The following is an 11,999-nucleotide window of genomic DNA, read 5'->3' on the forward strand; positions in this document are numbered from 1 at the left end:
TTATAAAAGATGACGTAACGTAACTTTCAAGTGTTTTTGTAAAAAAATTCAAAAAAGAGACATATTCACTATGTCTCTTTTGGTTACCTTACATAAAGCCTAACGCATATACGAGAATATACCCAAGAACAGAAAGGCAAACAGATCCTACCAATCCAGCTACAAATGCTCTACTTCCTAATTTACGGAATGTCGTAAATTCTACATTTAAACCAAGTCCCGCCATTGCCATCGCAATGAGCATATAAGCAAGAATTACGATATAGCCTGCTACCACTTCCGGTATAACACCTAATGAATGAAATGCACTCATTGCCAAGAACCCTAAGATAAACCACGGAATCGGAATATCACGCCAAGAGCCTTTTTGCCCATTTCCCTCACTACGCTTAAACCATAAGCCAATTAAAATCGCTACTGGTACAAGCATGGCAACACGCGTTAATTTTACAATAACCGCAATATCAACAGACGCGCTTCCACCTGGCGCCGCAGCAGCGATGACATGTGCAATCTCATGCAGCGTCGCTCCAGAAAATACACCGTAACCATACGGGGATAATCCAAGAACTGGGTATAATAAAGTATAAATCAACGTAAAAATTGTACCTAAAATAGCAATAATCGCTGCACCGACCGCTGTTTCATCGTCCTTCGCTTTCACTTGCGGTGCAATTGCCACGACCGCGGCCGCGCCGCAAATTGCCGTCCCGCATGCTGTTAAAATCCCAAGTGTTTTATCTACTTTAAAAACACGTGTTAATGCGTATACAACAACAAGTGTAAAAGCAATGACAATCGCTGCAATAACTAGCACCTTTGGCCCAGCCTTTGCAATATCAACAAGATTTAATCGCATACCTAGCAAAATAATTCCGAAGCGAAGTAACTTCTTACTCGCAAAATTCGTTCCCGCTATCGCTTCGCTTGGAACACCAATTGTAGCTCTCCAAATCATTCCAATTAGAATAGCGATAACTAATTGGCCCATAATATTTAAAAATGGAAGCTCCGCTAAATATTTCGCGCTAATCGCAATCAACAATGTAATCCCAATCCCTTGCGAAAAACCGAGACGCTTCTTCTTTTGTATAACAAGTGTTTGTTCCACTTTGGATCACTCCAATAATCGTATTAAAACATGCATGTTTCTTATACTTCCATTATAAAAGCATTCCAATAATAAGTTTAATACCAATATTCAATCTCAACCATCAGAAAAACTTATGATAAACTAAAAAAATGGAGGCGGCTCGTTCAAAATCGCAGAGCGTTGGGGCCCCCTCGGACGAGGCACTTTTCGCCTGGTCCGAGGGGACGAAACGACCGGAGATTTTAGCTGCTGGAGCTAGACAATAGAAAAGCCGAAGCTACTCTCTAGATCAATAATAAAAGAGCAAAGGAGCAAACATCATGAACGTCGATATTTTAAAAATATTTGTGACCGTCGTAGAACAAAAGCATTTCTCTCGTGCGGCAGAATTGCTCAATCTCTCTCAGCCTGGCGTCAGCATGCATATTCGCAATTTAGAAAACGAATTTGGCACTACGCTCATTCAGCGTTCTCCAAAACACGTCCAAGTTACGGAAGCTGGCAATATTCTATACATACATGCGAAGCAAATGCTATCCCTTTATGAAGAAGCAAAACAAGAAATTAACGAACTACATAACGTTGTTACAGGTACACTGCGCATCGGGGCAAGTTTTACAATTGGTGAATATTTACTCCCAAAAATATTAGCACGCTACGCCAATGAAAATCCGCGTGTGGAAGTACACACGTTTATCTCCAACACAGAAGAAGTTCTCCAAAGCATTCGTTCCAACCAAATCGATATTGGCTTAGTAGAGGGTCAAGTCGTATACACTGATATAGATGTAGAGACTTTTATGAAAGATGAAATGAAACTAGTCGTTCCACCAAAACATCCTCTTCTGGGTGCACATGCAATTAACGAAGCTTCACTTCAAGATCAAGTATGGATTCTCAGGGAGATGGGATCTGGAACACGCGCCTATAGCGATCGTTTTATCCATCAGCACCATTTAAAAATGAAGCGTTTCTTTACATTTAGCAGCATTCAAAGCGTAAAAGAAGCCGTTGCTGCTGGGCTCGGCATTGCAATTCTTTCTGACTGGACCGTAAGGAAAGAGCTACAAGCAAAAGAACTTTTCCATGTCGAAGTTCCAAACGAAAAACTCATCCGTCCTTTCTCTATCGTTCGTGGCAAATACTTTATTCCTTCCAAAGCCATTCAAGTCTTTTTAGACCACGTTCATTCATTTGCACAAAAACAGAGTTGACCTTCACATTAGTGTGAAGGTTTACAATATATACGAAAGGAGTGAAATGCAGTGCGAATTGGAGAATTATCAAAGCGAACTGGCGTCAGTGAACGTTCATTAAGGCATTATGAAGAAAAAGGGTTGCTTCCTTCGAAACGCCTTACAAATGGCTATCGTGATTTTGAGGCAAGTGCCACCAGAAAAGTTGAACTCATTCAGATGTACTTACAGCTCGGCTTAAATTTAGAAGAAACTGCAAGAATGCTGCGCTGCTTAGAAATTGAACCACAATTATACGAAAATCCATGCAGTAGTATTCTTACACTTTACGAAGAAAAGCTGGCTGAGGTAACAAAGCAAATTTCACTGCTCTCCAATATTCAAGCGAATATACAGAAGCATGTTTCACTCCTAAAAAAAACGAAGGAAAAGGAATGATTACATATGTTCGTTATACACGGAAGCTCCCGTTCAAATGGAAATACAGAAGCCCTTACACACATGATGATTGATGGTATCGATGCAGAACAAGTTTATTTACGAGATCATACCGTTCATCCTATTACAGACCAACGTCATGAAGCAGAAGGATTTCAACCAGTAGATGATGATTACCAAAACCTAATTGAGCAAATGCTAGAACACGACACAATTATTTTCGCTACACCTCTATATTGGTATGGGATGAGCGGACATATGAAAAACTTTGTTGATCGCTGGTCACAAAGTTTACGTGATAGATCCCTTCATTTTAAAGAAAAGATGAAAGAAAAAAAGATGTACGTTGTCATTGTTGGTGGAGATAATCCAAAGTTAAAAGCATTACCACTTATCGCACAATTTCAATACATCTTTGATTTTATCGGTTCTTCTTTTGAAGGCTACATTATCGGTGATGCTAATGCACCGGATGAAATTTCAAACGATAAAGAAGTATTAGCAAAAGCGAAACTATACAATGAACAATTCCGGAAATAATAACCAGAAACTAGTTTGCCAAATCTCTTTGTATACGCATACAATAAAAATAACATTATGAAAGGAAGGTAACCCGGCCAATGAAGTTCTAATTCTCTTATTTATTCATCCATCACGCATAGTGAAACAAAATGATGAAAACTAGAAGAGGATTAGTCTGTCCATTTGTCGATACTTTCTTTTATCGCGATCGTGTAAAAATATGTGCATCGCTTATTTCTACACACTTTTTTACATCTATGGGTGACGTCTATCCTCTCTAGTGAAACTAGGGAGGTTTTTTTATGACCATTTTATTCGCACGCAATATTGAAAAAAACTTTGGTGACCGCACTATATTTACAGTACAATCGCTTGAAATTCAAGGAAATGACCGCATCGGCATTGTCGGAGTCAATGGAGCCGGAAAATCTAAGCTACTACAAATATTAAGCAAAGAAATAGAGCCGGACGAAGGTTCTGTCTCACATTATGGTTCGATCGCCATTATCCCTCAATTTAGCGAGGAAACATTGGAGGATACTTCCACTTTTGCAAAAGGAAAGTGGAACATTTCAAACGTTTCAGATGCAATGAGTGGCGGTGAACGAATGCGCTTAAAGATCGCTCATGCTCTTGAGCAGGAAGCTTCCATATATGAATCGAACAGAACAAACTTCTGTAAACACTACCGAGCAAGAACTGTTGCGATTGCAAACAAAATTAACAGAAATCATCAGTCGGATTTCGATGCCTGATCGACAGGATGATGTTACAATTCTTGAACAAGAATATGAGCAGTTATTGGAGAAAATCAGGAATTGTAAGGAAGCACTCTAATGTCTTCCCTATATCTCGACGAGGCCGCTGCCATTTCCCAAGAAATATCGATGATTCGACATGCTAGGATGCTGCAAATATATCGGCACTTCGACAATATACGACATAAGCAAGCATACAAAAAGCCGTGCATTAAGCACGGCTTCTTTCTTTATATTCTACACACGGACAGCTGTTCCACTTACCGCAACCATTAACATCCCTTCGCGAACTACCTCATAGTCTACGTCAATGCCAACAATCGCGTTTGCACCTTTTTGCTTCGCAAGAGATTTCATCTCTTCCATCGCAATATCACGTGCTTCTTTTAATTTACTTTCATATGCACCCGAACGGCCACCGACAATGTCACGAACAGAAGCAAATAAGTCGCGGACGATATTTGCACCCATAATTGCTTCACCGTTTACGATATCAATGTACTCGATAATTTCTTTCCCTTGAATAACAGAAGTTGTTGTTACGATCATTTTTTACAGCCTCCTATATATGTATCTTTTTCTTACCTACCTATATGGTACGCTAATTCTGTTAAAATTACATATACAAGGTCTTTTAAATTACACTGCTTCCGTATCCCACTTATGATTCTGTTCTACAAACACAATTCCCAATTCATGATGTCCATCTGCATATAGTGCCGTTTGAGCAAGGCGGAGCTCGCCTTTTGTATCAAGTACTTCTAACTTACAAAATGCCCCTGTCGTCTTGGACTGAAGCGCATCATAAAACTCTTCTGCACTTTTAGGAATTACACCGTTTACTTTCGTAATAACCTCTCCGGGCTTCAGATTCATTTCTACACCGACTGTATTCGGAATTATACCTAATACAACTAATCCATCGTCGCGCGCTGCAAAATATGCTGGGCACGTTTCATCAGCTATACGTTCCCGCATCGCAATAGTAAAGCGACCAAGCATCGCGACTCCCATCGCAAGAATAGCTACAACAGGCCACCAATAACTGATCACTCCTAAAACAAGAACAAGGGTCGCTAAACCAAATATACGTCTTCCTGTAAATAATAATGCTTCTGTCGGTTCCTCACTTCTAATTGTTCGCATAAAGCCAATTAAAAACGGTACAAGGAATAAGGAATACGTTTGTGAACCAACAGAAATGACCGGCCACCACGAAACAAATTGTGTAACAGCATCTCCCGGCACAAGAATAAAAATCGGAACGAGCCATAAACGCTTTGATTCATGTAGTCCAATATTTAAACCGCGCTTTCCTTTACGCATTTTAGGCGTTGAATGCCGCACCGCATTTTTCGAAATTAATAATCCTTCTACTACTAACATCAAGCCAAGTAAAATGGCAAGTGATGTAATGGTACTCTCTTCTCCTTCTCCAAGCTGTAAGAAAGAGATTGGAAGTTTAGAAGATAATAAAGCTGCTACAATCGCCACGCCAAATGTGTAAGCAGAAGATAAATATCTATATTGAGCAGCTAGTCCAAATACTAGTGTCCAAATTAAAATCATCCATATACTTGCTTGCGACATAACTAGTCCGGCTCCAACTGTTATGATGGATACAACGAATCCATATCCAACTCCTGAAAATAAGGATGTTCGTAGTTCAAACCAAATATCATATACTTTAAAAGAAAAATCTTTTCGTTCTCGTAATATACGTAAGTATCCAACAAAAATGCTACTTATCAAAAATACATAGACAGCAGGGTGTAAGAAAAAACGCCCAACTGCTCGCATTATCTCAAAAGACCACGCCTCCACGAATCGCTTCACCACCATTTATTCTTTCTTTTTATCTTATCATAAAGTGAAACTTTAATCAGTGGCGTTTTCTCCATCCCCCATCTACCTTCTTTTCTTTTTCTAAATTTTGAGATAGAAGTGTTACCGTTCATAAGTAGCGGGATAAACACATACAAAAAAATACAGGCAATAATATGCCTGTATTTTTCCTTATTTCGCCATTAATTTTAATGCTGCCTGCAATTGCAGATCATTTTCACCAGAACGAATCTTTTCAATGATTTTATTTTGAATCGCTTCAGCTGTCTTCTTATCAAGCTGACCTGTCATTTCCATTTCATTTGCATTTTGGAATGCTTTTAAAGCCGACTCTGTTTCCTTACTAAAGTATCCATCCTCACGTCCAGGTACATATCCTAAACTTTTCAGCATTTCTTGCGCATGCTTCACTTGTACATCATTTGAATTATAAGAAAGTGTTTTCTCAATTTGAATTGGCGTTGCATGATAATAATCTGGCTGTTTCACTTCCACCGTTGGGGCAATTCCTTTCTTATGAATCCAATTGCCATCTGGTGTAAGCCATTTAAACATTGTCAGTTTAATATTGCTGCCATCTTTAAACGGAACAGCTTGCTGAACAGTACCTTTTCCAAATGTTTTTTCACCAACTAAATCATATCCTTCGCCCTCTTTTAATGCACCTGCTAAAATTTCTGAAGCCGATGCACTTCCTTTATCAATTAACACTGAAATCGGATATGATTTTCTCTCTTTTAATGCAGTTGAGAATTTCTTTTTCTCACCATTTCGTTGTTCAACTTGCATCATTGGCTTTTTGTCCGTCATAATTAATCCTAAAATATCTTGTACGCTATTTAAGTAACCTCCTGGATTACCACGTACATCAATGACAAGGCCTTTTATATCTTTCTTTTCAAGTTCTTTTAATTGATCTTTAAATTCTTTCGCTGTATTTTCAGAGAAAGATGTAATTTGGATATAACCAATATTTTTCTCCTTCTCTTTCTTTACAGAACTAAACACAGTAAAAATCGGAATTTTTTCACGTTTAATTTTAAATTCTAGTGGATCTGCTACTCCTGAACGCTTTATCTCAAGCGTAACGTCCGTTCCTTGTTTACCACGAATCTTTAAGACCGCTTCTTCACGTGATAAATCTTTTACACTGTTTCCATTTACTGATAAAATTTGATCATTTGGCTTAATGCCTGCTTTTTCTGCTGGTGACCCTTTAATCGGAGAGACAATGATCAGTTTTCCATCCGTTTTGTTCACCTCAGCACCAATACCTTCAAGCTCCGGATCAAGCGACTCTGTAAATTGCTTCGCTGTTTCCTTATCCATATACGTGGAATAAGGGTCCTTCAGCGTCGACAACATACCCTGTATCGCACCCTCAACAAGCTTTTCATCCTTCACGTCTTCCACATAACGCGAATCAATCAGTGCATACGCCTCATTAATTTTAGCTAAATCCCCTTGTTTCGTGCTGGCACTATCGCCTGTAATTGTTTGCGCCATATATGATGGATTGATTCCAAACATATACATACCTGCAAACATTCCGCCAGCACCAATTAAAAATGCAACAATCATTCCAATAATCGCAACTCTACGTTTCAATGCGGAATTCCCCTTTCCAGAACACACAGGTGGTGTAGCAAAAGGCATCACACATTGTGTGATGCCTTTACCTATTTCTACTATATGATAAGCTTGTACGAATTATGTTTGCAACTTTTTATACTTTTAAGAAGCGACGAATTGACATTACGCTTCCCCACATACCGATTAATGCACCAATTAACACTAATAAACCGGAAAGTTGGAATACAAACGGACTATATGGAAGAAGTTCGAAAATCGTTCCTCCAAGCTTCTGGTTAAACATACCTTGAAGCGAATTATAAGTAGATAAAATTACAACAATTGGGAGAATTGAACCAAGTACACCTAAGAATAAACCTTCTAATAAGAACGGCCAACGGATAAACCAGTTTGTCGCACCTACAAGTTTCATAATTTCAATCTCCGTGCTTCGTGCATAAATTGTAATTTTGATTGTATTAGAGATTAAGAACATTGCTGTGAATAATAGACCAGCAATTAACAAAATCCCAATATTACGGCCTGTGTTCACTGTATCAAATAATTTTTCAACTTGGCCTTTACCATATTGAACTGTACTTACAAACTGCATTTTTTCAACTTTTTTCGCAATTGTAGCTGTATCTGTTGGTTCTTTCGCCTTTACAATAAATACGTTTTTAAGTGGATTATCTTGCTCAAATAACTCAAACGTTTTTCCGCTGTCACCTAAGCTTTTAATCAAACGTTTTAACTCTTCTTCTTTAGAAGAATATTTAACAGAATCCACTTTTGCAATTTTGCTAAGATCTTTTTCCAATTTCTTTTGATCCGCTTCTTTCGCCGCTGGATCAATGTGTACACGAATTTCTACATCTTGCTCCACTTTCGTTGCAAAGTGGTTCATATTCATAATCGCTGTTAAAAAGACACCTACAAGTAATAATGTAACTGTTACTGCACTTACAGAAGCAAACGTCATCCATCCATTACGGGATAGATTTTTTACACCTTCTCGTAAATGCCGACTAAGGGTTTTAGTCTTCATATCCGTATCCTCCCTCAATCTCATCTCGAACAATTTTTCCGCCTTCAATCGCAATTACGCGATGACGAATTGTATTTACGATATCTGCGTTATGTGTTGCCATAACAATTGTTGTACCGCGCTCATTAATACGTTTAAAGATACTCATAATATCAAGTGCTGTATCAATATCTAAGTTTCCTGTCGGCTCATCGGCAATCACAACTTTTGGCTTATTTACAATCGCCCTTGCAATCGCCACACGCTGTTGTTCTCCACCTGAAAGTTCAGTTGGAAGTGCGTCCGCACGATCTTCAAGGCTTACAAGACCCAGTACTTCAGTAACACGCTCACGAATTGCATCAGGCTCTTCTTCAATTACTTCTAAAGCAAACGCTACATTCTCATATACCGTTAATTTAGGTAGCAATTTAAAGTCTTGGAAAATTACGCCTAGCTGACGGCGAAAATATGGTACATCTCGCTCTGCTAACGTTTCAATTACAAGTCCATTCACATTGATAGATCCTGTTGTTGGTTTTTCTTCACGATACATCATCTTAATAAATGTAGATTTTCCGGCTCCACTCGGTCCAACTACGTATACAAATTCACCCTGCTTAATGCTAACTGTGAGTCCATCGATGGCTTTCATACCATTTGGATACTCCTTATAAACATTCGTCATTTTTATCATTATTTATCACCCAATACTTAATGATTTTTTTCGACATACTTTTTCTGTCTATCTGAATATGAAAGCAAAAGCTCCCACCCTTACTTACACTCTGCTGTACTACAAACCTATTAAAGTATTTCTGTTGTTTCAAATAACAGTAACAGCAGTTTCAGTCTATCACTGTTGCTTATGTACATGTTTCAGCAAAATTCTACAAACTACATTGTAACATCATTAGGTTTCCAATTCGGATACAATTTTGTTACAGTTATGTTACAGCGCAAAAAGAAACAAGAAAAAGCAGTTATTCAAAGCTCCCTTTCCTCGATAAAAGGTTAATTCCTAACTATATAAGTACAAATTGAAAAAACAAACATAAACCCTTTCTTTTTTAGATGGGAGAGATCATCCGGCCATGCATAGAAGCAGTCAGATCCTTTTCCTACCCCATGCCAAGTTAAAACAAAGAGAGAAAACGAGTACAGGTCACCTTTTGTTCTTCATAGCAGCAGTTTATCTATTTTAAAATCAAAATAGATACATATATATCATAAACAAGTCTATATCATTTTATGAATCATCTTATAAGTCTAGCTTTTTATAAAATAGCCCAAAAAACTGACTGTTTAGCCCATCATGTCTAAGAACCTTCCACACAAAAAAGCCCCTTAGCCAACACTGCTAAACAGTCAGCTCCACTTTTTTTACGTTCTAGCTTTAGCGGCTAGAATGCTCAGTGGCTTTGCTTCTTCCTTCTATTCTAAACAAGCCACTTCCTCTTTTCTTACTTATGTTCTGCTAACCACTCTGATACTTTTTTTGCATCCTCACCTTGAATAAGTTCCGCTGGCATTGAACCGCGTCCTTTTTTGATAATATTTTCAATCTCCGCCGCGTCGTATTTACCGCCTACTTTTCGTAAATCAGGTCCAGTTGCACCAGATAAGTCGCTAGCATGACAACCTGCACAACTTTTTTTGAAAATTTGCTCTGCACTATCTGTACTTGCAGATTGATTAGAAGATTTATTTTCTTCTTTCTTTCCACATGCTCCTATAGTAAAAGCTAATGATGTTCCTAATGCAATAGCCAACAATTTCTTTTTCACTTATATCGCTCCCCATTGTTGATATCCTTCTTATTATTGATATAGCCATACTTTCACATAGCTCTCACTTGCCATTATAATAACTATCCCCTTATAGAAAAACCAACCTCCATAGGATATTTTTTACAAAAAGGATGAGAACCCTACTCATATAAAGCTTTCACCAATTGTTTCAATTCTGTGAACAAATGCAAATTACTATAAAGATACTGTTTTTACAAAACAGAAAAGGAAAAATTCTATACGGCTTCCTTATCATTTATAGCTTGCTTCTTAATATTTTTTACTTTTTACAAAACAATATACGACCTTGTATCATAAAACCAAGCTCATCAAAAAGAGAAGTTGTCACCCAACTCCTCTTCCTCCTTCTCTTATCAATACAGACAAGATGTACCTCATTATTCCCCTCTATCTCCTCAACGATAGGCCAACAGTCCGTTGGCTTTTTTTCTTAAGAAATACGAGAGCGTAAATATGCATCAATAAACGGATCAATTTCTCCATCCATAACCGCTTGTACATTACCAACTTCCGTATTTGTACGGTGGTCTTTCACTAGAGAGTATGGGTGGAATACGTAAGAACGAATTTGGCTACCCCAGCCAATTTCTTTTTGTTCACCACGAATTTCATTTAACTGCGCTTGCTGTTCTTCTAATTTCTTTTGATATAATTTCGCCTTTAACATTTTCATCGCATGTTCACGGTTTTTAATTTGCGAACGCTCGGATTGACATGTTACAACCGTATTCGTTGGCGTATGTGTAATACGAACCGCGGAATCCGTCGTATTAATGTGCTGTCCACCCGCACCACTTGCACGGTACGTATCTATTTTTAAATCTTCCGTACGCACTTCAATCTCGATATCATCATTAAATTCAGGTACAACTTCACAAGATACGAACGATGTATGACGACGGCCTGAAGAGTCAAACGGTGAAATACGTACAAGACGATGTACACCTTTCTCTGCTTTCAAGTAACCGTAAGCGTTATGACCTTTAATTAACAATGTTACACTTTTGATTCCTGCTTCATCGCCTGGTAAATAATCGACTGTATCTACTTTAAACCCGCGTTTTTCAGCCCAGCGTGTATACATACGTAATAGCATAGAACCCCAGTCTTGTGATTCTGTTCCACCAGCACCTGGATGTAGTTCTAAAATTGCATTATTTTTATCATAAGGATCGCTTAATAATAGCTGAAGCTCGTACTCATTCATTTCTCGAACTAAAGATTTCACTTCAGATTCTAATTCCTCATGTAAATCTTCATCATATTCTTCCTTTAAAAGTTCATGTGTCACTTCTAAATTTTCGAATGTTTCATCTAACTGACGAAACTTCCCAACCATTTCTTTTAACGCATTCGCTTCATTAATTACAGTTTGTGCGCCTTGTTGATCATCCCAAAAGCCTGCACCCATCATTGTTTCTTCTAATTCTGCAATGCGTTTTTCCTTTGTAGGAAGGTCAAAGAGACCCCCTAAAAGCCGCTAATCTCTTAGCCATTTTCTCTAATTCTTGCCTAATTTCTACTAATTCCATGCTCTTCACCTCTATGTAATTGCTATCGCTTTTATATAAAACAAGGGAAACTCCCTCCGCTTATTACAGAGAGAGTTTGTCCCTTTTTATTATATGGATATTTTTAAAACTTTTCCATTTTGAAAATAAAATTTCGTGTAAGATCGATTTGGAGCGCCTGATATTCTGAACGAGCCGCTTCCGCTTTTCTTTTAATCCAGTTCTG

The 11,999-nt window shown here is 38.1% G+C and carries 11 protein-coding genes and 1 pseudogene; 4 read left to right on the forward strand and 8 right to left on the reverse strand.

Going from position 1 to position 11,999, the window contains the following annotated elements; genetic code table 11:
* Positions 1-88 precede the first annotated feature (88 nt).
* Positions 89-1,111, reverse strand: coding sequence for a YeiH family protein (locus BPMYX0001_RS22430; RefSeq protein WP_003201850.1), 1,023 nt, complete (start codon positions 1,109-1,111; stop codon positions 89-91).
* 302 nt (positions 1,112-1,413) lie between these two features.
* On the opposite strand from BPMYX0001_RS22430, the gene BPMYX0001_RS22435 reads away from it, so the two are divergent.
* The 4 genes and pseudogenes from BPMYX0001_RS22435 to BPMYX0001_RS22450 form a co-directional block, all read left to right on the forward strand.
* The gene (locus tag BPMYX0001_RS22435; protein ID WP_003201848.1) at positions 1,414-2,307 is read left to right on the forward strand and encodes a LysR family transcriptional regulator; all 894 of its coding nucleotides are present in this window, start codon (positions 1,414-1,416) and stop codon (positions 2,305-2,307) included.
* Between the two features lie 51 nt (positions 2,308-2,358).
* Positions 2,359-2,727 carry a MerR family transcriptional regulator gene (locus BPMYX0001_RS22440; protein ID WP_006096551.1) on the forward strand — a complete coding sequence of 123 codons (369 nt, stop codon included), beginning with the start codon at positions 2,359-2,361 and terminating at the stop codon, positions 2,725-2,727.
* Positions 2,728-2,733: 6 nt separating this feature from the next.
* Complete coding sequence (locus BPMYX0001_RS22445) at positions 2,734-3,267, forward strand: flavodoxin family protein (protein ID WP_006096552.1); 534 nt, start codon at positions 2,734-2,736, stop codon at positions 3,265-3,267.
* A 284-nt stretch (positions 3,268-3,551) separates the two neighbouring features.
* Positions 3,552-3,902, forward strand: a pseudogene (locus BPMYX0001_RS22450) (ATP-binding cassette domain-containing protein); the annotation flags it as partial.
* 342 nt (positions 3,903-4,244) lie between these two features.
* Here BPMYX0001_RS22450 and BPMYX0001_RS22455 read toward each other — a convergent pair.
* From BPMYX0001_RS22455 to prfB, 7 genes are all read right to left on the reverse strand, one after another.
* A complete protein-coding gene (locus BPMYX0001_RS22455) occupies positions 4,245-4,556 on the reverse strand; it encodes a heavy metal-binding domain-containing protein (RefSeq protein WP_003201842.1) in 312 nt (103 codons plus the stop codon).
* Positions 4,557-4,646: 90 nt separating this feature from the next.
* The gene (locus BPMYX0001_RS22460) at positions 4,647-5,849 is read right to left on the reverse strand and encodes a PDZ domain-containing protein (RefSeq protein ID WP_078211592.1); all 1,203 of its coding nucleotides are present in this window, start codon (positions 5,847-5,849) and stop codon (positions 4,647-4,649) included.
* 174 nt (positions 5,850-6,023) lie between these two features.
* Complete coding sequence (locus BPMYX0001_RS22465; RefSeq protein ID WP_078211595.1) at positions 6,024-7,460, reverse strand: S41 family peptidase; 1,437 nt, start codon at positions 7,458-7,460, stop codon at positions 6,024-6,026.
* A 118-nt stretch (positions 7,461-7,578) separates the two neighbouring features.
* Entirely contained in the window at positions 7,579-8,472 is an 894-nt protein-coding gene (gene ftsX, locus BPMYX0001_RS22470; RefSeq protein ID WP_018765117.1) for a permease-like cell division protein FtsX, read from the reverse strand.
* Entirely contained in the window at positions 8,462-9,148 is a 687-nt protein-coding gene (gene ftsE / locus BPMYX0001_RS22475; RefSeq protein ID WP_003209063.1) for a cell division ATP-binding protein FtsE, read from the reverse strand. Before ftsE ends, ftsX begins: the two co-directional genes overlap by 11 nt.
* A 766-nt stretch (positions 9,149-9,914) precedes the next feature.
* Positions 9,915-10,238 (reverse strand): cytochrome c551, encoded by a 324-nt coding sequence (cccB, locus tag BPMYX0001_RS22480; RefSeq protein ID WP_003201828.1) that lies wholly within the window; start codon positions 10,236-10,238, stop codon positions 9,915-9,917.
* A 454-nt stretch (positions 10,239-10,692) separates the two neighbouring features.
* Positions 10,693-11,794, reverse strand: a protein-coding gene (gene prfB, locus BPMYX0001_RS22485) for a peptide chain release factor 2 (protein WP_097794513.1) whose coding sequence is annotated in 2 segments (ribosomal slippage) — positions 10,693-11,721 and positions 11,723-11,794 — 1,101 coding nt in all. Because the reading frame shifts where the segments join, the coding sequence is not laid out codon by codon here.
* Positions 11,795-11,999 lie beyond the last annotated feature (205 nt).

This window comes from Bacillus pseudomycoides DSM 12442 (genome assembly GCF_000161455.1).
GTDB lineage: Bacteria > Bacillota > Bacilli > Bacillales > Bacillaceae_G > Bacillus_A > Bacillus_A pseudomycoides.